The sequence below is a fragment of the Nocardioides secundeburneus genome, from assembly GCF_039939255.1.
GTDB lineage: Bacteria > Actinomycetota > Actinomycetes > Propionibacteriales > Nocardioidaceae > Nocardioides.
Window position 1 is genome coordinate 751,052 of record NZ_JBDUUE010000001.1, and the last position, 19,954, is coordinate 771,005.

Consider the following 19,954-nt stretch of genomic DNA (forward strand, 5'->3'; position numbering starts at 1 on the left):
ATCGGGCATGCACGGCCCAGCCCGTCGTCCTACCGTGGACGGATGGTGGACCGGGCCCGCCGTGGGCCGACGACGGGCCCCGAGCGTGACGAGCGGGGCGGCGCGCCCCGGCGCGCGCCCGACCACCGGGTGACGGTGCTCCAGCGCCAGGTCGGCAACAAGGTGGCCGGGCAGCTCGTGCAGGCGCTCGCCGTCCAGCGGCTCAAGGAGGGCGACGGGCCGAACCACGACGTCGGCGTCATCCAGCAGCAGCTCAACCACGTCGGTGCGAAGCCCCGGGTCGCGATCACCGGCCGCTTCGACGCCGAGACGACGACCGCGGCGAAGGCGTTCCAGAAGCAGCTGATCGCCGAGGGCGCGAAGGGCGTCGTCGAGAACGGTGTGGTCGACGGCACGACCCACGACCAGCTCAAGCTGCGGGCGCCCTCGGTCGCCATCAGCAACAACGACACCGTCGTCGACGGGCCGGGCAACACCCAACAGCTGCTCAACCCCGCCCTCGGCACGCACGCCGCGCTCGCGGTCGGCGCCAAGGGCGTGGCGGTCAAGGAGCTGCAGGAACGCCTCAACAGCTCGAAGGCGGCGGGCGCGCCGCTCACCGTCGACGGCGTCTTCGGCCCGCTCACCGACGGGGGCCTCAAGGCGTTCCAGGCCGGTGTGCCGCTGCCCGCGACCGGGCTGGCCGACCCGGCGACGTGGGCCAAGCTCGAGGTCGCCGGCGCCGCGACGCAGGGTCACGTCGAGTTCGACTGGCGCGAGGAGGTCGAGGGCGTCACGAACGTCGGGCTGCGCGCCGCCTACGACTGGCGGCTGTCGAAGACGGCGATGACGGTCACCGTCAACATCGACTTCAAGAAGAAGCAGCCGGGTGTCGACGCGAAGATCGGCACCTGGCTGTCCGACATCAAGCAGATCTGGAGCACGTTCCGCGCGGTCAACGAGAGCGACCCGAAGAAGAAGACGATGAACCTCGACTTCGAGGCCAAGCGGGGCGCCGGCCACGTCGTCGAGGTCTACCGCGCCGACCCGTCGCTGCCGAAGGCGAACGCGAAGCAGAGCCGGTCGAACTCCGGCACCTGGTACACGATCGACGACCGGCGCTCGATGGCGCCGCACGAGTTCGGTCACCTCATCGGCCTCGCCGACGAGTACAACCGCACCGAGGAGCACTACGTCGACGTGACCGGGGAGGAGCCGGCCGTCGGCGACACCGCGGGCCTCGCCGCCGACGGCGTCCAGCTGGCCAAGGACATCAAGACCAACCTGCCGCTGAGCGACGTCGTCGCGGCACCCGTGGCGAACGACGACCCGGCCTGGGGCGCCGTGCTCAAGGGCGTCATCGCGCCCAAGCTCGGCACCAAGCAGGGCGGGTTCTCGCGCTTCGTGGCCCAGCAGTACGCCCAGCAGAACGGCGGGTCGTCGGTGTACGGCGACATCCAGGCCGCCTTCAACGCCAAGGGCGTCACCGGGTTCCAGGCCAACTTCGGCGCCTGCGTGACGCCGTTCCTCTACTCGAACAACAGCCTGATGGGCAACATGCTCACGACCCCGAAGAAGGGCGGTGGGGGCAAGGGTGCCCCGCCGCACGAGCACCCGATCGAGCCGCGGCACGTGCAACCGTTCGTCAGCCTGCTCGCTCGCGAGTGGGCGCTGCAGACGGGCAAGGCCGACGTGTGGAAGCCCGAACGCCGATGACCGACCTGACCGACCCCACGAGGAGCCTGGTGCGCTACACCCGCTACACGCCCGGACCCTCCCCGCTGTCGTCGTCCCTCACGGTCGCAGGCGACACGGTGTCCGCCCGCACCGACCACGGCGTCGCCGTGGGCCGCTTCACCCGCCGGCTGGACGACGCCGAGCAGGCCCGGCTCGCCGAGGCCGTCGCGGCGGCCGGTGGCCTCGGCGCCGTCGTCCAGCCCGCCGGCACGGGCACGGTCGAGCGGCTCATCGCCGACGGCGTCGACCTCGCGCTGGCGCCGCCGGCCGACCCGCCGGCCGCGGCCGCCGACCTGGTCGGCGTCGTCCGCGACCTCGACCGGTCGCTGGCGTCGCACCCGGTGGCCGGACTCCGGCTCGCCGTGCGCCCGGCCGTCGACGACGCCGACGGCCACGCCCTGCTCGAGCACATCGGCACGGAGGCCGTGCTGGTGCGGCTCGGCACCCTCGCCCTCGAGGCCACCGCCTACGACGCCGACCACGCCGTCGTCGACAGCCTTGAGGCCACCGTCGACGTCGGCATCGACGGCCCGGTCGAGCCGGGGTGGTCGGTGCGGCTCGCCGACCTGCCGATCGCGGTGCCCGACGGTGGCTACGTCGTCGTCAGCGTCGGCCCCACCGAGGTCGACGTCGACGGCAGCGGCGTCGTCCAGGCCACCCACCTCGCCTGGACGACGCCGTGACCACCACGCCCGCGCCGCCCCGTGTGGGCAAGACGATCTCCTCGGTGCTCGGACACGCTGTCTCGTCGACGTCGTCCTCGGGGTCGACCGGTCGGGAGCCGGTCCGGCTGGCCGACTCCGGGCTGTGGGACCGACAACGGTCCTTCTACGACGGCGACGTCGCCGGCCTCTGGGGCAGCGGCGCGGTGCCGCACCACATCACGGGCAACCCCGTGATCGCCCACTGCTACGCCCGCCTGGTCGTCGAGTTCCTGCGCGCGCTGCCCGACGACGAGGCGGCGCGGCCGTTGCTGCTCGTCGAGCTCGGTGGCGGCTCGGGACGCTTCGCCTACCTGTGCGTGCAGGCCCTGCGCGAGCTCGCCCCCACCCTCCGCTTCACCTACGTGGTCACCGACTTCAGCGCCGAGCGCGTCGACGCCTGGGCGGCCCACCCGTCGTACGCGCCGCTGCTCGCCGGCGGCTACCTCGACGTCGCCGTGCTCGACGCCGACGACCCGGGGCCGACCACGACCCGGGTGTCCGGACGACGTCTCGCCCCGGGGGAGTGGGATGGGCCGGTCGTCGGGATCGCCAACTACGTCTTCGACACGCTCGTGCACGACGCCTACGTCGTGCGGGCCGGCGAGCTGCGGGAGGCGCGGGTGACCGTGCCGGCCGACCTCCACGCCGACCGTCCCGCCGGTGGCGTCGTCTGGTCGAGCGTGCCGTGCGACGCCCTGCCCGCCGGCGGTCCCGAGGGCCTCGCGCCCGTGCTCGAGCACTACCGCGAGGTGCTCGACGACACCGCCGTGCTCGTGCCGACCGGCGGCCTGCGTTGGCTCGACCTCGTCGCCGGGCTCACCGCCGGCTCGAGCTGCTCGCTCGTCGCGGACAAGGGCCACGGCTCGCTGCTCGAGCTGTGCTCGCAGCCCGAGCCCTCGGTGGTGCTGCACGGCGCCGGGTTCTCGCTCATGGTCAACTTCGACCTGCTCGCGCGCCGCACGCGCGCCTGCGGCGGGGTCGCCGTCCTGCCGCGCGACCGGTCGCCGCACCTCGTCGTGGGCGCCTTCGCGCAGGGCGCCGTCGCCGACCCCGAGTCGTTCGCGGCCGCCGTCCGCGACGAGCTGGTCGACACCGGGCCCGACAACTACTACCTGCTGCGCTCGCTGCTCGCGCCCGGCGCCGACACCGGCGTCGGGTCGCTGCTCGCCGCGCTGCGGCTCTCGAGGTACGACCCGACGCTGCTCGTCGAGCTGCTCCCGCGGCTGCTCGACGTGCTGCCCGACGTGCCCGACGTGCAGCGCGCCGACGTCGAGCGGGCGCTCCTGCGCGTGTGGGACCAGTGGTTCCCCATCGGTGAGCGCCTCGACCTCGCGCTGTGCGTCGGGCTGGCCCTGTCGGCGATGGACCGCTTCGCCCGCGCGCTCCCGTTCCTCGAGGACTCCGTGGCCGCGCACCCCGACAGCGCGCCGGCCCTGTTCTCGCTGGCCGTCGCGCACCGCGGCGCGGGCGACCTCGAGGCGGCGCGCCGCTGGGTCGACCGGGCGCTGGACGCCGACCCCGGCATGGCCCAGGCGCGGGCGCTGCGGGCCGTCGTCGACGACGAGCTCGGGGTCACGGGCTGATGTTCGACCAGGTGCTGCGCTTCCTCTCCGACGACGGGTGGCCGGTCGAGCCCGGTGAGCACGACGGCGTGCCCTGCATCGAGACCCACTTCGTCGGCACGCGCCGGGAGTGGTCGTGCCGAGCGCGGCCCTACGACCCGTTCGGCCAGCTCGCCTTCGAGTCGGTGCTCCCCTTCGTGGTCGACCACGATCGTCGCGCGGCGTTCGCCGAGCTGGTGCTGCGCAGCAACTGGCGCCTGCTCACCGGGGCGTTCCAGCTCGACCTCGACTCCGGGCGGGCGGCCTTTCGGACCATGCTCTTCCTCTCCCACGGCGGCGAGCCGACGGAGGGGCTGTTGCGCGGGCTCGTCTACGGCAACGTGCTCACCGTCGACCGATGCCTGACCGAGCTGCAGGCCGTCGCCGAGGGCGCCGACACCGCCGGCGCGTTCGCGCGCCTCGCGCTCTGAGGCTCCTCAGCGCGACGCGGCGCGGCTGCGCCCGACCAGGAACCACACGGGCACGATCACCAGGAGCAGGAACCCGGCCGCCAGGTCGACGTCGTCGTCGGTGGCCCGGCTCCGCCCGCTCCCGGCGTCGGTGAGCACGAGGAGGGTGAACGCGCAGGCGAGGGTGACCACGGCCGCGGCCACCATGGCCCACCCGGCCCACGGCTCACGCCCGCCGGTCACGATCGGCGTGAGCGCCAGGCACGCGACGACCATGAGGAACGCCACGAGGGCGACCAGCGCGATCGCTCCCGCCCGGTCGCTCTCCCCGGGCTCGCCGACCAGCCCCAGCAGGGTCGACTGGCCGTCGGCGGGGTCCCACTTGCCGTCGTCGCCCTCGACGTAGGAGAACATCGGCACGAACATCGACACCAGCGCCAGCACGCAGCCCAGACCCAGCACGAGTGCCGCCCAGAGTCGGTCGAGCTCCTCGCGCATCATGCGATGCCTGCGCTCCAGTGCGTCGGTCATGGGTCCCGCCTCTCGTCGTCGTCGGGGCCACCGTGCCCCGGGACGGCGTCGGCGAACCCCACGCGGACTCGGACGCCGCCGACCGCCGCGGCGCCCCCGGCCCATGTCGATCCATATTTCCGACTGTGACATCGGAGATACCGAAGAATAGTGACTTTATAATCTTTGGGTGTAGGGTCGCCCGACACCACCTCGTGAGGAGAGCGCACCGTGGAGAAGTTCCTGATCTTCGTCGTCGTCGGACTGGCGGCCCAGGCCGTCGACGGCTCGCTCGGCATGGCCTACGGGGTCACGTCGAACTCCCTGCTGGTGGCCACCGGGGTCTCGGTCGCGGTCGCATCGGCGTCCGTGCACTTCGCCGAGGTCGGCACGACCCTCGTCTCCGGCCTCTCGCACTGGCGCTTCGGCAACGTCGACTGGCGCGTGGTCGGCATGCTCGCCGTTCCCGGCGGCATCGGTGCGTTCGTCGGCGCCACCGCGCTGTCGAACGCCTCGACCGAGGCGGCCGTGCCGTGGGTGGCCGGCCTGCTCATCGTGCTCGGGGTCTACATCATCGCCCGGTTCGTCTTCAGCCAGCCGAAGGTCCCCAGCGCGGGCCGGCGCCCGGGGCCGTGGCTGCTCGGTCCGCTCGGCCTCGTCGGCGGCTTCATCGACTCCACCGGCGGCGGTGGCTGGGGACCGGTCACCACCCCGACCCTCATCTCCAGCGGCACGCTCGACCCGCGCAAGGTGATCGGCTCGGTCTCAACGTCGGAGTTCGTGGTCGCGCTCTCGGCCAGCATCGGCTTCCTCGTCGGGCTCTCCGACGAGGCCATCGACTGGCGCATCGTCGGCGGTCTGCTCGCCGGCGGCGTCGTCGCGGCCCCCTTCGCGGCCTACCTGGTCCGGCACCTGTCCCTGCCGGTGCTCGGCGCCCTGGTCGGCAGCCTGATCCTCGTCACGAACTACCGCACCCTGCTGCGCTCGCAGGACGCCGAGTCGCTGCCGGCCTACGTGCCGGTGGTGCTGGTCGCCGTCGTCGTGCTGACCATCGCCCTGCGCAAGGTCGGCGGCCGGCTCACCGACACCGACGGCGCCGACGACGACCGCGAGCCCGCCCGCGTGGGGTGAGGGCACACTGGGAGTCGTGAGACACCCACGCCCCGACCAGCGCATCAAGCCCGGCCCCGGGCAGGAGTCGTGCTGGGACTATCCCCGCCCGCCGGCCCTCGTGGCGTCGTCCGAGACCGTCGAGGTGGTGCTCGGCGGCGTGGTCGTCGCCAGCACGACCCGGTCGTGGCGCGTGCTCGAGACCAGCCACCCGCCGACGTACTACCTGCCCCGCGAGGCCTTCGTCGACGGCGCCCTGCGCGAGACGGACGGCTCGTCGTCGTGCGAGTGGAAGGGCGTGGCGGCCTACTTCGACGTCGTCGGAGGCGGGGTCGTGGCGCCCCGTGCGGCCTGGACCTACCCGGACCCGACCGCGCGCTTCGCCGACCTCGCCGGCGCGGTCTCGGTGATGCCCGGCCAGGTCGAGGCCTGCCTCGTCGACGGCGAGGTCGTCGTGCCCCAGGCCGGCGGCTTCTACGGCGGCTGGATCACCTCCCGCGTCGTCGGACCGTTCAAGGGGGAGCCCGGCACCTGGGGCTGGTGAGAGACTGGCGTCATGGCCGTCCTGCACCGCGCCTCGATCAGCCCCACCAAGGCCGAGCTGCTGCAAGCCTGGGTGCCCCACCGGTCGTGGTACGCCGGCAGCGGCCCGCTGACGACGCTCGGCGCCTACCGACTGGACGACCCCGACGGCGAGGTCGGCACCGAGACCTTCCTGCTCCGCGCGGGTGACGGCCCGGTGCTGCAGGCGCCGCTGACCTACCGGGCCGCGCCGCTCGAGGGCGCCGAGCGCGACCTCGTCTGCGAGATGACGCACTCGGTGCTCGGCCCACGGTGGGTCTACGACGGGCTCGCCGACCCGGTCTACCGCTCTGCCCTCGTCTCGACGGTGCTGGGCGGCGGACGCCAGGCCGACCTGCAGGTCGACGTCGACGGCGTCCTGACCCCCCGCGAGACCACCACGTTCGTGCAGGGCAGCGGCAGCCCGGGCGTCGTGCTGCCGTCGTCGGAGGTGATCGACGCGCTCGAGCGGCACGAGGTCGTCGGCTGCACGGTGCTTGCCGGCCCCGGGCTCGAGGTCACCCTGTGCCGCGTCGTGACGACCGAGCCCGGCTTCGACGTCGCCGGGCAGCACACGCTCACCGGGCGCTGGCCCGACCACAGCACCCCCACCGTGCTCGCCGCCGTGCGGGCGGGCTGATCGCGGGCGCTGCCTACTCGATGCCGGCGGTCCGGTCCAGCTCCTGCAGCAGGTCGTGAGCGGCCAGCTCGACCTGCTTGTGGCGCCACTCGGCGGCGCGGTAGGCGCAGGCGATGAGGCCCGAGCGGTGCACGCGACGGAGGTCGCCGACCACGAAGGCGTAGCGGGCCTTGGTCTCGTCGGTGGCACCCTCGGTCAGGCCGAGGTGCCACGAGGCGTACTCGGCCCACGAGTGCCGGTCGAGGTAGGCGTTCTGGACGACCGCCGCGGGCTGGGCGTCACCCCAGTCGCTCTCGAGGACGTACTGCCGCTTGGCGATCAGGTCGCGGACGTGCGCGACGGCGGCGCCGTTGACCGAGTAGCGAGCCATGCCAGCACTGTAGGTCCGCCGGCGGGGGGCCGACAGGGCCGAGGCATCTCAGGCGGGGACGGGCTGGTCGTCGTCGCGCGGGCCGAAGATGCCCAGCCCCTCGACGGCGTCGTCGTCGAGCCCCCAGCTGCGCAGCTGCGCCCGTGAGCGCCGCGAGAACAGCCCGCGGAAGAGCTCGTAGTCGTCGACGCCCTCGGGCACGACGGGCTTGCGCATGAGCACGACGGTCTCGAGCACGGGCCGCCAGTAGCGCTCGGGCAGGCGACCGAGGCCGAGGGCCTCGTGCAGGTCGGCATGGTGGACGGCGATGTCCCACACGATCGCCGGGCGCGGGTTGTCGACCGTGGAGTGGCCGATCGCCTCGGCTTTGGTCTCGAGCTCCTCGACCAGGACGGCGACCGGCAGCACCGCTCGCTCGGCGACGTGGCGCGCCGTCCACTCGGGCCCCGGGGCGCCGTCCGTGCGGCCGGTGACGGCATCGGCCGCTCCGCCGGCCAGGTGGGCGAGGACGTCGTGCACGGTCCAGGCCGGCGCGCCGGGCACCTCGCGGGCCAGGTCGTCGTCGGAGAGCCCGGAGACGAGGGCGGTCACCGCGGTCACGTGGTCGCGGTAGAGCGCCGCCCAGTCGGTCATGGACCGACGGTAGTGGTCGTCGATCCGCCGTGCCCGGGCCGGACCGCGCACGGTAGGAAAAGTTCTCAGAAGATTCCCGCCGGTCTGTCGTATCGCCGTCACCTCGTTCGTGGAGAGGGTGAGAGGCAGCCAGCGAGGCCGCCCCGAACCGAGGAGAACGCCATGCCGAACTACTTCCTGGCCGTCAACCACGACGAGAACGGCGCCGCCGAGATGGCCGAGATGACGATGGAGCAGATGCAGCCGATCTTCGAGGCGGTCGACGCCTTCAACACCGAGCTGCAGGAGCAGGGTGCCTGGGTGTTCGCCGGCGGGCTGCAGACCCACGACGCCACCACGGTCGTCGACAACACCGGCGACGCGGCCGTGGTCACCGACGGCCCTTTCTCGGAGTCGAAGGAGTACCTCGGCGGCTTCTGGATCATCGAGGCCGCCGACCTCGACGCCGCGCTCGAGTGGGCCAAGTTGGGCTCGAAGGCCTGCCAGGGCAAGGTCGAGGTCCGACCGTTCCAGGCCGAGGGCTGAGCGGCCCGCGGGGGAGCCGGCCGTGGAGCAGGTCGAGCGGGTCTACCGCGAGGAGTTCGGCCGGGTGGTCGCCTCGTTGACGCGGCGCTTCGGCGACATCGACGTCGCCGAGGACGCCGCCGGCGAGGCGCTCCTGGTGGCCCTCGAGCGCTGGCCGGTCGACGGCGTCCCGCCGAACCCGGGCGCGTGGCTCACCACGACCGCAGCCCGCAAGGCGATCGACCGGATCCGCCGCGAGTCCCACCGCGACGCCAAGCACCAGGCAGCCCTGATGCTCGACGACGATACACCGCACGAGCCCACCGGCCCGGTCGACGACGACCGGCTGCGGATGGTCTTCACCTGCTGCCACCCGGCCCTGGCGCCCGAGGCGCGGGTCGCCCTCACCCTGCGGCTCCTCGGCGGCCTCACCGTCGGCGAGATCGCGCAGGCGTTCTTCGTGCCCGAGACGACCATGGCCCAGCGCATCACGCGCGCCAAGAAGAAGATCGCCGGCGCCGGCATCCCGTTCCGGGTGCCGTCGCTCGCCGACCTGCCCGAACGCCTCTCCGGCGTGCTGGCCGTCGTCTACCTCGTCTTCAACGAGGGCTACCTGTCGACGTCGGGGGCCGACGGGCAGTCGGTGCGTGACGACCTCACCGGCGAGGCGATCCGGCTCGGCCGGATCCTGCACGACCTGCTGCCCGACGAGCCGGAGGTCACGGGATTGCTGGCGCTGATGTTGCTCACCGAGTCGCGGCGTCCGGCGCGGGTGGCCGCCGACGGCGTCCTGGTGCCGATGCCCGAGCAGGACCGCTCGGCGTGGTCACGCCCGCTGATCGTCGAGGGACATGCGCTCGTGCGCGAGTGCCTGGCGATCAACCGACCCGGGCGCTACCAGCTGATGGCGGCCGTCAACGCCGTGCACACCGACGCTCGCACGGCCGACGCCACCGACTGGTCGCAGGTCGTCGCGCTCTACGGCCAGCTCGCCGCGCTCGACCCGAGCCCGGTGGTCGCGCTCAACCGGGCGGTCGCGGTCGCCGAGCTCGACGGACCCGAGGTCGCTCTGGCCCTCGTCGACCGCCTGCCGCTCGAGGGCTACCACGCCTTCCACGCCACCCGGGCCGACCTGCTGCGCCGGCTCGGCCGCTCCGCCGAGGCCCGCGCCGCCTACGACGCCGCGCTGTCGCTCATCGACAACCCGGCCGAGACCGCCTACCTCACGCGCCGGCGCGACCAGCTGGGCGGCTAGTACCACCGCAACGGGTCGAGCAGAGCGATTCTCAGCCCGCTCAGCCGTGCACGCGGTCGACCTGGTCGGGAATGACCGAGCCGTCGCGCCGGCGCACGGGCCGCTCGTCGCCGAACCGGTCGACGTAGCCGGTGGTCGAGCACGGGTAGGGCTCGGCCTGCTGCGGCAGCGGCTGGATGAACATCGGCTGCACGGCCCAGCGGCCGTCGGCGTCGTCGTAGGCGCGACACATCACCTCGGCGCCGTTGCGGTTGAGCACCACGTGCACGCCGGTGGCGTCGCGGAGCATCGAGACGTCGGTGTTGGCGTCGCCGCCGGCGACGACCGGGCGGAGCCGCCAGGGCGCGGGTCGCAGGGCCTTCGGCCCGCGCATGCCGAGCACCCGCTTGTTGATGAAGCAGCGCTTGCCGTCGACGTAGGTCATGATCCCGTCGCGCCGCACGCCGCCGCACGGCTCGAGGTGGCCGCTCAGCCGGCCGTCGACGAGGCGCTGCGAGACGCCGATCGTGTGCGCGCGGTCGATGCCGGCGGCGCGGCCCCAGACGTCGGCGAACTCCTGCGGCGACGCCGAGACGATCCACGGCTCGATGCCGGCCCGCTTCAGCGTGCGGACCAGGTCGCGCATCGCCGGGTAGTAGCGGATCCAGGCCGTCTGCGTCGTCGTCCCGACCCGCTGCGTCGCGCCGACCGGCGCCCGCAGGGCCGCGCGCCGCGCCTTCTTCGCGATACGGCGCACCTCGGCCGGGGTGTAGCCCTGCAGCACCTGGCCGACCCAGGCGTACATCGCCTCGGTGCGGCGGTGGTGGTAGCCGGCGAAGACCTCCTCGCCCGACGTCGTCTCCTGCTCCTTGCGCACCGAGACGATCTCGTCGGCGCAGCGGGTGTTCGTCGACGTCGGCAACGGCCGTCCGGGCCGGGCCAGCCGTCCGCACGCCGCCCGTAGCGCCCGCGCGCCGGCGTCGGTCATGAACCGGCTCGTCGTGCGCCAGTCGCGACCGGGGGGCTGGCGGATCAGGTCGTGGCGCAGCATCCAGAAGATCGTCTGGTCGGAGATGTCGTTCTTGATCATCGTGTTGTCCCAGTCGAAGACCGCGTAGGGCTTGATCTTCGGGGCCTTGCCGCCGGGCCACGAGCACCGGCCGCGCTCGTCGATCGCGCGCTGGATGCGCTGCGCGTTGTCGCCGTACCAGAGCCCGGGTCGCTGCAGCTGCGGGCACCGGGCCGCGCGGTCCCTCGTGGAGTCGGTCGTGGAGTCGGGCGGTGCTGCTGGAGAAGGGGCCGGGACGACGCCGAGCGACGCGACGAGGGCGAGGACGAGGGCGGACGCGAGACGACGCATGATGGACCTCCGAAACGGCGACGTTGCCTCTCGTGACACTGCCACAGTGAGCGCCTCGCGCGCCCCCTCCTAGGGTGAAAGCGTGACCCCCGAGACCCTCGAGCCGCTGACCCTGCCCGCCACCGCCGACGCCGCGGGGTGGGAGTCCTGGATGCGCGAGCGGGCCGAGTCCGGCCTGGCGCGGGCGCGCGAGCTGGTCGACGGGCTGCGCACGTCGCCCCCCGACGACGCGGTCGAGGTGCTGCGCCGCTGGGACGACGCCATGCTGCAGCTCGGCAACGTCGCCGCGGCCGGCTCGCTGCTGGGCAACGTGCACCCCGACGAGGCCGTGCGGACGACGGCCGAGCGCGCCGAGCAGGACGTCAGCCGGCTGAGCACCGAGTGGTCGCTCGACAGCGTGCTGTTCGACGTCTTCGCCGGTCTCGACGACAGCGGCCTCGACGACGAGGCCCGGCGGCTGCTGGCCAAGGTGCGCCGCGACTTCCGGCGGGCCGGCGTCGACCGCGATGACGCCACGCGGGCCCGGATCACCGCGATCAACGAGCGGCTCACCGAGCTCGACCAGGACTTCAGCCGCGCGGTCCGCGACGACGTCCGCACGATCCGCGTCACGCCCGAGCAGCTCGCCGGGCTGCCGGCCGACTGGCTCGAGGCCCACCAGCCGACGGGGTCGGCGGACGACGACGGCCTCGTCACGGTCACGACCGACTACCCCGACGCCGTCCCGGTGCGGCAGTTCGCGCACGACCCGCAGGTCCGCGCCGACATGGTCGATGCGTTCCTCAACCGCGGCTACCCCGCGACCGAGCCGATGCTGCAGGAGATCTTCGCCCTGCGGCACGAGCTGGCCGGGCTCGTCGGCTACCCCGACTGGGCCAGCTACGACGCCGAGGTCAAGATGATCGGCGAGGGCGCGGCGATCCCCGCGTTCATCGACAAGATCGCGGCGGCGGCCGCCGAGCCGGCCGAGCGCGACCTCGCCGTCCTGCTCGAGCGCTACCGCCGCGACCGGCCCGACGCCGAGCGGGTGCCGATCGCCGACGCGCTCTACTACGAGGAGCTCGTGCGCAAGGAGCAGCTCGAGGTCGACTCGCAGCGGGTCCGCACCTACTTCGCCTTCGACAAGGTCCGCCGCGGCCTGCTCGAGGTCACCGGCCGGCTGTTCGGGCTCCGCTACGACGAGGTGCCCGACGCCGCCGTGTGGCACCCCGACGTCACGGCCTACGACGTCGTCGACGTCGGGTCGGGCGACGGCCTCGGCCGCATCTACCTCGACCTGCACCCGCGCGAGGGCAAGTACAAGCACGCCGCGCAGTTCACGCTCACCGACGGCGTCGCCGGCCGGCAGCTGCCCGAGGGCGTGCTGGTCTGCAACTTCTCGCGCGGCCTCATGGAGCACGACCACGTCGTCACGCTGTTCCACGAGTTCGGCCACCTCGTGCACCACGTGCTCGGCGGCCACGTGGCGTGGGCGCGCTTCGCCGGCGTCGCGACGGAGTGGGACTTCGTCGAGGCGCCGAGCCAGATGCTCGAGGAGTGGGCGTGGGACGCCGACATCCTCCGCTTGTTCGCCACCGACGACGCCGGCGAGCCGATCCCGGCCGACCTGGTGCGGGCGATGCGGGCCAGCGACGACTTCGGCAAGGGCGCCCACGCGCGCACGCAGATGTTCTACGCCGCGATGTCGTACTACTTCCATGTCGAACGACCTGGCGACCTCACCGCGCGCATGGTCGAGCTGCAGGAGACCTACTCCGCGTGGCCCTACCGCGAGGGCACGCACATGTTCGCCTCGTTCGGTCACCTCGGCGGCTACAGCTCGGCCTACTACACCTACATGTGGTCGCTCGTCATCGCGAAGGACCTCTTCTCGGCGTTCGACGACGACGACCTGTTCGCCCCTGACGTCGCCCGCCGCTACCGCGACCGCGTGCTCGCCCCGGGTGGCTCGAAGGACGCCGCCGACCTCGTCGCCGACTTCCTCGGCCGGCCGTACACCTTCGACGCCTACGCGGCCTGGCTCAGCAGCTGACGCCGGCGTCAGCGACGGCGCAGCACCGTGATCGTGCGCAGCTCGTTGCCGTAGCGCACCTCGGTGCCCTCGACGAGGTAGCGGGCCGACAGGCTCTCGATGCGGCCCGGGCGGTCGTCGCCGACCCGGTCGCCCGCTGCGTCGAGGAACACGGTCGGCCCCTCGAGCACGTCGTCGGCCACCACCACGCCGTCGACGACGCGGTCGGGCGTGCTGGTCAGGGGCTCGGCGGAGAGTGACATCGAGCCGGTCGCGTCGAGGGTGAGCAGCCGCTTCGCCGAGGGCTCGTCGGGCGCGCTCCACTCACAGGCGAGGTCGAGCGACCCGCTGACCCACGCGGCACAGAACCGGACCACGCCCGGCGGCTGCGCCGCCAGCGGGACGCCGGTCCGCGTGTCGAGGAGCGTGATCGCGTCGGAGTCCTCGGCCTCCACCGCGATCACCCGTGGGCTGACGCTCTGCAGGGCCAGGAACGGCGAGGTCACCGGGCTGCGCCAGCGCTGCTCGCCGGTGCGTGCGTCGAGGCCGACCAGGAACGGGGCCGCCTCGTCGTTGACCCGGACGACGACCAGGTCGGCGACGACGGCCTCGGGCACGACGCCGCGCCGGGCCCACAGCCGCTCACCGGAGACGGGGTCGAGGGCGACGGCGTAGACGGGGAGGTCGGCGTCGACCTGCCCGCTGACGACGATGTCGCCGTGGCCAACGCTGGTCACCACCGCCCGTGGTGAGGACAGCACGCCGGCGACGACGAGGTCGAGGTCACGGTCGCGCGGGCGGAGGTAGTCGGCCTGTGCCGAGCCGACGAGGCCGCGGCCCCAGGCGACGTCGCCGGTCGTCGCGTCGAGGGCGACGATGCCCTTCTGCTCGCTGTGGTACTGCTCGGGCACCGGGCAGCCGAACGCGCAGCCGTTGGCGTAGAAGCTCGAGACCGCCCGCGGTCCGTCGGCAGACGGGGCGAGCACGAGACCGGCCGCCGACGTCGTGCCGGGCAGCGGCAGGTCCTCGTCGTCGCCGAGGGTCCAGAGCACCTCGCCCGAGCGCAGGTCGACGCCACGCTGGTCGCGCGGCGTGGCGACGACGGCGAGGTCGCCGTCCACCTGGATCGTCTTCGGGCCGCGGATCCCGCTGGAGGTCCAGGCCGGGCGCGCTGCCGTCGTGACGTCGACCGGGGCGGAGGTCGTGGTGAGCTCGGGCAGCGGCAGCCCGGGCGCGGACGGCGACGGCGACGGCGACGGCGACGGCGTCTGCGTCTCGCTCGTCGACGAGGCGTCCGGTCGGGTCGCCGGGTCTCCCGGCTCGTCGGTGCAGGCCGCCAGTGGCAGGACGGCGAGGGCGAGGGTCGAGACGACGAGGCGGCGCACGGTGGCGGTGTGCCCGCGGAGCGACCCCGGCCAAACGCTCCCGGACGCTCCCGGACTCTCGCTTGCCCACCCGGAACGATCGGCGTACAGTCGCGATATATCGCGAACGTATTCAGAAGAGTCGCGATACAACTGACACGAGAGGGGGTCCCGTCATGGGACACCGAGGACGCACCAGATGGACCGAGGGTGAGAACCCGTGGCAGGCACACGGCGGCGGACGTCGTCGGCACGGCTGGGCCGGCGGCCCCGAGTGGGGCGGCCCGTTCGGCGGCCCCGGCGGTGCCGGCCCGGGCGGACCGGGAGGCCCGCCGCCGTGGGTGGCCGGCCTGTTCGGCATGGGCCAGCCCGAGCGCGGGCGAGGGCCGCGGGTGCGCCGCGGCGACGTCCGCGTCGCCATCCTCGACGTGCTGGCGGCCGCGGCCCGAGCCGAGGAGTCGGTCAACGGCTACCAGGTCATCCAGCAGATCGCCGACCGCAGCGAGGGCGGCTGGCGCCCGAGCCCCGGCTCGGTCTACCCGACGATCCAGCAGCTGCAGGACGAGGGGCTCGTCGAGACCGACGACGAGCGCGGCCGCCGGGCGCTGCGACTCACCGAGGCCGGGCACGCCTACGTCAACGACCACGCCGACGAGCTCGCCGGCGTCTGGGCGCCGTTCGAGCGCTCGGCCGAGGCCGGCAAGGTAGCGGCCAAGGGCGAGCAGGTCGACCTCAAGAGCGAGCTCGGCCAGGTGATGCCCGCCGTGTGGCAGATCGTCACGCAGGGCTCGGAGGCCCAGCGCCGGGCGGCGCTCGAGATCCTCGCCGACACCCGGCGCCGGCTCTACGGCGTGCTGGCCGACGGGCCGGACGCCGTCCGCGACGACCTCGACGAGGAGCCCGGGTCGTGAACGACGGCCTGCGCATCGGCGACGTCGAGCGCGAGCGGGCCGCGGCCGCCCTGGCCGAGCACGCCGGCCAGGGTCGGCTCGACCCCGACGAGCACGCCGAGCGGCTCGACGCCGTCTGGTCGGCGCGCACGCGCGGCGACCTCGACGTGCTGTTCCACGACCTGCCGGCGCAGGTCGTGGAACGCGACCGCCGGGCCTACCCGCCCGGCCGACCGGGCTGGCGCCCGGTGCCGTTCGTGCCGATCGCGGTCGCGCTCGTCGTGCTCTCGGTCGTGACCGGGCTGCCGTTCTGGATCGCGATCCTGTTCGTCGGGTGCGGCCTGTTCAGGCGTGCCCGCCGGTCTTCAGCCGCACGACGTCGTACGTCGTCTCCGGCGTCGCCGGCGTGGTGAAGCGCGCGTTAGGCAGGTAGAGCGCACCGCGCCACCGGGCCACGGTGGTGGGCACGTCGAAGCGCTTCGAGGTGAGGACCCGCACCAGCCGGCCGGCGCGCGCGTGGTCGGCGATGCGCAGCACGGCCACCTGGTCGAGGCGGTTGCGCACGACGTAGAGCCGGCGGCCCTCGAGCAGCATGCCGTCGCCGTTGGTGAGCGAGACGCCGCCGAGCTTCACCCGCGTGGCGATGCCGGCCCGCTTGCCCGACCGCGGCACCTTGAACAGGGTGCCGTCGGTGGAGTTGACGACCAGCAGGGCCGTGCCCCGCGGCGTCGCGGTGATGCCGTTGGCGCCGAACTCGCCCGGCGCCGGCTGCTCCCAGTCGCCGCGCAGCCGGATGGCGCGCACGTCGCGCTGGCGGGGCAGGGTGCCGTCGGCGAAGATCGGCACGCGGTAGATCCTGGCGGCGGCCGAGTCGGTGAACCACGCGGCCGACCTCGTGAGCACGACGTCGTTGACGAACGAGCTGCGCCCGGCCGGGGCGAGGCGCACGGACTTGAGGATGCGGCCGGTCCGGGCGCTGACGACCCGCATCGTGCCGGTGTCGCCGCCGGCGACGTAGAGCCGCTGGCGCGGACCCACCTTGAGCCCGACGGACGCCGTCCCGGGGCCCTCGCTGAACACCCTGCCCTTGCCGGTGCGCAGGTCGACGCGGTAGAGGTCGCCGTCGACCCGCGAGCCGAAGTAGCCGCGGTGACCGTCGATCGCGACCCCCTCGGGCTGGAAGCCGTCGGGCAGGGCGATCGTGCGCGGTGGTGCACCGGCGGCCCGCTCGGCGGACGCTGGGGTGTCGGCAGGGGCGGCGCCGGCGGGGCCGGCGAGCGCGACCGAGAGAGCGGCGATCGTCGCCAGGGCGCGCAGGGAGCGGGGTCCGAGAGGCATCTGTTCACCCTAGCGAGGCTCCACCGTGACATCGTGTCGCGGTATCTTCCGTGCGTGAGCACCCCGTCGTTCGACCTCACCCCCGACCACCTCGAGCTGAAGGACTGGCTGCACGGCTTCGCCGCCGACGTCATCCGCCCGGCCGCCTCGGAGTGGGACGAGCGCGAGGAGTTCCCGTGGCCCGTCGTCGAGGAGGCGGCGAAGGCCGGCATCTACTCGATGGACTTCTTCGCCACGCAGGGCTTCGACCCCACCGGCCTCGGGATCCCGGTCTCGATGGAGGAGCTGTGCTGGGGCGACGCCGGCATCGGGCTCGCGATCGTCGGCACGGCGCTCGCGGCCGCCGGCGTCAGCTCGAACGGCACGCAGGAGCAGGTGCTCGAGTGGGTGCCGCAGATGTTCGGCTCGCCCGGCGACCTCAAGCTCGGCGCGTTCTGCTCCTCCGAGCCTGACGCCGGCAGCGACGTCGGCGCGATGCGCACCCGGGCGCGCTACGACGAGGCCACCGACGAGTGGGTCGTCAACGGCACCAAGACGTGGGCGACCAACGGCGGCATCGCCGACGTCCACGTCGTCACCGCCGTCGTCGACCCCGACCTCAAGACCCGCGGGCAGGCCTCGTTCGTCGTCCCGCCGGGTACGAAGGGGCTCAGCCAGGGGCAGAAGTTCCACAAGCACGGCATCCGCGCCAGCCACACCGCCGAGGTGGTGCTCGACAACGTCCGCGTCCCTGGGCGCTGCCTGCTCGGGGGCAAGGACAAGCTCGACGCCCGTCTCGCCCGGGCCCGCGAGGGCGCGGGCGCGCGCGGCAACGCCAGCATGGCCACCTTCGAGCGCACCCGCCCCGCCGTCGGCGCGATGGCGGTCGGCATCGCGCGCGCGGCCTACGAGGTCGCGCTCGACTACGCCAAGACCCGCGAGCAGTTCGGCAAGGCCATCATCGAGAACCAGGGCGTCGCCTTCGCGCTGGCCGACATGGCGGTCTCCATCGATGCCAGCCGCCTCCTCGTGCACCGCGCGGCGTGGATGGCCAGCCAGGGCAAGTCGTTCGAGGCGGCCGAAGGTTCGATGTCGAAGCTGATGGCGGCCGAGACCGCCGTCAAGGTGACCGGCCAGGCCATGCAGATCCTCGGCGGCAACGGCTTCACGCGCGAGTACCCGGTCGAGCGGTGGGCCCGTGACGCCAGGATCTACACCATCTTCGAGGGCACCTCCGAGATCCAGCGGCTCGTCATCGCCCGCACCGTCTCGGGAGCGCCGATCCGGTAGCGCCGGTCCCGGGTCAGCCGCCCACGCCGTCGGCCGCAGGCCGCCCCAGCGGGTCGGCGGGGACCTCGACCCGGGCGCGAGTGCCGGTGCCCGGCGCGCTGTCGATGTGCAGTAGACCACCGTGGGCCCGCACGATCGCGTCGACGATGCCGAGGCCGAGCCCGAGGCCCGGTGAGTGACGGGCGCGGGCCTGCTGGCCCCGGAAGAAGGGGCTCCGGATGCGAGCCAGGTCGTCGCGGTCGATCCCGATGCCGTCGTCGGCCACGGTGATCAGCACGGTCCGGTGGCCCCGGGCCAAGCGCTGCTCGCAGGAGACGGTGATCCGTCCGCCGTCGTCGGAGTACTTGATCGCGTTGCCGATCAGGTTGTCGAGCACCCGACGCAGGCGCTCGGCGTCCACGAAGCAGCGGTCGGTGCCGGCCAGGTCGGCCTCGATCGTCAGGCAGTGCTGGGTCGCGGCCGGCCCGGCCGACTCGATCGCCTCGGCGACCAGCGCGTCGATGTCGACGTCCTGGCGGTCCAGCGCGACGCTGCCGGTTCGCAGGTGGTTCTCGTCGAGGATGTCGCCGACAAGATGGAGGAGCCGATGGGCGTTGCGCCGGACGACGGCGAGGGGCTTGGTCAGCGCCTCGGGGAGGTCGACCTCGCCCTCGGCCACCATCTCGAGGTGGCCGACGATCGAGGTCAGCGGGGTGCGCAGCTCGTGGGAGACGGTGTTGGCGAAGTTCGCCTGCAAGTGGAGGGCGGTCAGCAGGACGGTGATGTCGACCATCGCCAGCGCTCGCGCGACCGGCCGCCCCTCGGAGTCGCGGACCGATCGCGCCGAGACCGACACGGCCCTCCGGGTCAGCGGGTCGTCCCCGACCCAGATGCGGTAGTCGTCGAACTCCTCCCCGGCGATCGCCCGCACCGACGGGAGCCCGGCCACGCTGAGGGGCGTCGTCCCGTCGGCGGCGAAGGTCAGTCCCGGGTCGGTGCTCGTGAGGTCGCCGTCGGGGTGGGCGAGCGCCAGGAAGGCCCGGTACCGGTCGTTCATCCGCTCGATCGCGCCGTCGCCGTCGAGGAGGGTCAGGCCGACGTCGACCGTGTCGAGGATCGCGTCGCCCACGAGCCGCTCGTGCTCGGCGCGTGCGGTCGCCCGGGCCAGCGCCAGCTGGTCGTCGTGCTGGGCCGTGACGTCGACGACCTGGGAGAACACGTACTCGGGCCGGCCGTCGCCGTCCCGCACGAGCGCGACGGACAGGTCGACCCACACGTCGGTGCCGTCGGCACGCACGTAGCGCTTGCGCAGCCGGTAGTCGTCGAGGCCGCCGTCGGCGACCCTCGCGAACTGCGCCTGGCTGTCGGCGAGGTCGTCGGGATGGGTGAATGTCACGTAGTTGGTCGACACCAGGTCGTCGTGGCTCCGCCCGAGCATCCGGCAGAACGCGTCGTTGACCAGGACCAGGTCGCCGGCGGCGTCGGCGATTGTCATGCCGACGGGCGAGCGGCTCATCACCAGCTGCCACAGGTCGTCGGGGAGGGGGCCGCGCGTCATGACCGTCCGTCCGTCCGAGCGGCGCCGTCTCTGGGGGGTGGAAGGCCCGCACAGCCACTATGGCCCCGGACCGGGGGTCGTGGCGGCGTCCGGACCGATCCTTTACCCGCTCGGTTCCGCGCCGTCGCCGTGCACCGGCGGCGCGACCGTCAGCTCTGAGCGGCCGGCGTGCGGTCGGTCGTCGCGGCCAGC

The 19,954-nt window shown here is 73.4% G+C and carries 20 protein-coding genes; 13 read left to right on the plus strand and 7 right to left on the minus strand.

Annotated elements, in window-relative coordinates; all coding sequences use genetic code 11:
• The first annotated feature begins 42 nt into the window (after nucleotides 1-42).
• The 4 genes from ABFT23_RS03405 to ABFT23_RS03420 are packed head-to-tail and all read left to right on the plus strand — an operon-like array spanning nucleotide 43 to nucleotide 4,452.
• Nucleotides 43-1,695, plus strand: coding sequence for a peptidoglycan-binding domain-containing protein (locus tag ABFT23_RS03405; RefSeq protein WP_347892590.1), 1,653 nt, complete (start codon nucleotides 43-45; stop codon nucleotides 1,693-1,695).
• Complete coding sequence (locus ABFT23_RS03410; RefSeq protein WP_347892592.1) at nucleotides 1,692-2,399, plus strand: hypothetical protein; 708 nt, start codon at nucleotides 1,692-1,694, stop codon at nucleotides 2,397-2,399. The genes ABFT23_RS03405 and ABFT23_RS03410 overlap by 4 nt, the downstream gene beginning before the upstream one ends.
• Nucleotides 2,396-4,003 (plus strand): tetratricopeptide repeat protein, encoded by a 1,608-nt coding sequence (locus ABFT23_RS03415; protein WP_347892594.1) that lies wholly within the window; start codon nucleotides 2,396-2,398, stop codon nucleotides 4,001-4,003. Before ABFT23_RS03410 ends, ABFT23_RS03415 begins: the two co-directional genes overlap by 4 nt.
• Complete coding sequence (locus ABFT23_RS03420; RefSeq protein WP_347892596.1) at nucleotides 4,003-4,452, plus strand: YbjN domain-containing protein; 450 nt, start codon at nucleotides 4,003-4,005, stop codon at nucleotides 4,450-4,452. Before ABFT23_RS03415 ends, ABFT23_RS03420 begins: the two co-directional genes overlap by 1 nt.
• Before the next feature lie 6 nt (nucleotides 4,453-4,458).
• Here the strand turns inward: ABFT23_RS03420 and ABFT23_RS03425 are convergent, their stop codons facing one another.
• Nucleotides 4,459-4,962, minus strand: a complete 504-nt coding sequence (locus ABFT23_RS03425; protein WP_347892598.1) for a hypothetical protein — start codon at nucleotides 4,960-4,962, stop codon at nucleotides 4,459-4,461.
• 210 nt (nucleotides 4,963-5,172) lie between these two features.
• Here ABFT23_RS03425 and ABFT23_RS03430 point away from each other — a divergent pair, with 210 nt between their 5' ends.
• The 3 genes from ABFT23_RS03430 to ABFT23_RS03440 are packed head-to-tail and all read left to right on the plus strand — an operon-like array spanning nucleotide 5,173 to nucleotide 7,252.
• Nucleotides 5,173-6,072: a sulfite exporter TauE/SafE family protein gene (locus ABFT23_RS03430; RefSeq protein ID WP_347892600.1), complete on the plus strand. Its 900-nt coding sequence runs from the start codon at nucleotides 5,173-5,175 to the stop codon at nucleotides 6,070-6,072.
• 16 nt (nucleotides 6,073-6,088) lie between these two features.
• Nucleotides 6,089-6,595, plus strand: a complete 507-nt coding sequence (locus ABFT23_RS03435) for a DUF427 domain-containing protein (RefSeq protein ID WP_347892602.1) — start codon at nucleotides 6,089-6,091, stop codon at nucleotides 6,593-6,595.
• A gap of 12 nt (nucleotides 6,596-6,607) precedes the next feature.
• Nucleotides 6,608-7,252 (plus strand): CG0192-related protein, encoded by a 645-nt coding sequence (locus ABFT23_RS03440; protein ID WP_347892603.1) that lies wholly within the window; start codon nucleotides 6,608-6,610, stop codon nucleotides 7,250-7,252.
• Between the two features lie 13 nt (nucleotides 7,253-7,265).
• Here the strand turns inward: ABFT23_RS03440 and ABFT23_RS03445 are convergent, their stop codons facing one another.
• Both ABFT23_RS03445 and ABFT23_RS03450 read right to left on the minus strand, forming a co-directional pair.
• Nucleotides 7,266-7,622 (minus strand): hypothetical protein, encoded by a 357-nt coding sequence (locus ABFT23_RS03445; RefSeq protein ID WP_347892604.1) that lies wholly within the window; start codon nucleotides 7,620-7,622, stop codon nucleotides 7,266-7,268.
• A gap of 48 nt (nucleotides 7,623-7,670) precedes the next feature.
• On the minus strand, nucleotides 7,671-8,255 hold the full coding sequence (locus ABFT23_RS03450) for a maleylpyruvate isomerase family mycothiol-dependent enzyme (RefSeq protein WP_347892606.1): 585 nt from the start codon (nucleotides 8,253-8,255) through the stop codon (nucleotides 7,671-7,673).
• Nucleotides 8,256-8,417: 162 nt separating this feature from the next.
• Here ABFT23_RS03450 and ABFT23_RS03455 point away from each other — a divergent pair, with 162 nt between their 5' ends.
• Together ABFT23_RS03455 and ABFT23_RS03460 are read left to right on the plus strand one after the other, a co-directional pair.
• Entirely contained in the window at nucleotides 8,418-8,780 is a 363-nt protein-coding gene (locus ABFT23_RS03455; protein ID WP_347892607.1) for a YciI family protein, read from the plus strand.
• Nucleotides 8,781-8,802: 22 nt separating this feature from the next.
• The gene (locus ABFT23_RS03460) at nucleotides 8,803-10,014 is read left to right on the plus strand and encodes an RNA polymerase sigma factor (protein ID WP_347892608.1); all 1,212 of its coding nucleotides are present in this window, start codon (nucleotides 8,803-8,805) and stop codon (nucleotides 10,012-10,014) included.
• A gap of 40 nt (nucleotides 10,015-10,054) precedes the next feature.
• Here the strand turns inward: ABFT23_RS03460 and ABFT23_RS03465 are convergent, their stop codons facing one another.
• Entirely contained in the window at nucleotides 10,055-11,353 is a 1,299-nt protein-coding gene (locus ABFT23_RS03465; RefSeq protein WP_347892609.1) for an HAD family hydrolase, read from the minus strand.
• 82 nt (nucleotides 11,354-11,435) lie between these two features.
• Between ABFT23_RS03465 and ABFT23_RS03470 the strand changes: the two genes are divergently transcribed.
• The gene (locus ABFT23_RS03470; RefSeq protein WP_347892611.1) at nucleotides 11,436-13,385 is read left to right on the plus strand and encodes a M3 family metallopeptidase; all 1,950 of its coding nucleotides are present in this window, start codon (nucleotides 11,436-11,438) and stop codon (nucleotides 13,383-13,385) included.
• 8 nt (nucleotides 13,386-13,393) lie between these two features.
• Here the strand turns inward: ABFT23_RS03470 and ABFT23_RS03475 are convergent, their stop codons facing one another.
• Complete coding sequence (locus tag ABFT23_RS03475; protein ID WP_347892613.1) at nucleotides 13,394-14,749, minus strand: outer membrane protein assembly factor BamB family protein; 1,356 nt, start codon at nucleotides 14,747-14,749, stop codon at nucleotides 13,394-13,396.
• Nucleotides 14,750-14,904: 155 nt separating this feature from the next.
• Here ABFT23_RS03475 and ABFT23_RS03480 point away from each other — a divergent pair, with 155 nt between their 5' ends.
• Nucleotides 14,905-15,639: a PadR family transcriptional regulator gene (locus ABFT23_RS03480; RefSeq protein ID WP_347892615.1), complete on the plus strand. Its 735-nt coding sequence runs from the start codon at nucleotides 14,905-14,907 to the stop codon at nucleotides 15,637-15,639.
• On the plus strand, nucleotides 15,636-16,031 hold the full coding sequence (locus tag ABFT23_RS03485) for a DUF1707 SHOCT-like domain-containing protein (RefSeq protein WP_347892616.1): 396 nt from the start codon (nucleotides 15,636-15,638) through the stop codon (nucleotides 16,029-16,031). The genes ABFT23_RS03480 and ABFT23_RS03485 overlap by 4 nt, the downstream gene beginning before the upstream one ends.
• Here ABFT23_RS03485 and ABFT23_RS03490 read toward each other — a convergent pair.
• Nucleotides 15,964-16,956, minus strand: a complete 993-nt coding sequence (locus ABFT23_RS03490) for an SMP-30/gluconolactonase/LRE family protein (RefSeq protein WP_347892617.1) — start codon at nucleotides 16,954-16,956, stop codon at nucleotides 15,964-15,966. The two genes, ABFT23_RS03485 and ABFT23_RS03490, sit on opposite strands and share 68 nt — an antisense overlap.
• Before the next feature lie 54 nt (nucleotides 16,957-17,010).
• On the opposite strand from ABFT23_RS03490, the gene ABFT23_RS03495 reads away from it, so the two are divergent.
• Entirely contained in the window at nucleotides 17,011-18,225 is a 1,215-nt protein-coding gene (locus ABFT23_RS03495; RefSeq protein WP_347892618.1) for an acyl-CoA dehydrogenase family protein, read from the plus strand.
• Nucleotides 18,226-18,238: 13 nt separating this feature from the next.
• Here the strand turns inward: ABFT23_RS03495 and ABFT23_RS03500 are convergent, their stop codons facing one another.
• Complete coding sequence (locus tag ABFT23_RS03500; RefSeq protein WP_347892620.1) at nucleotides 18,239-19,762, minus strand: sensor histidine kinase; 1,524 nt, start codon at nucleotides 19,760-19,762, stop codon at nucleotides 18,239-18,241.
• Nucleotides 19,763-19,954 lie beyond the last annotated feature (192 nt).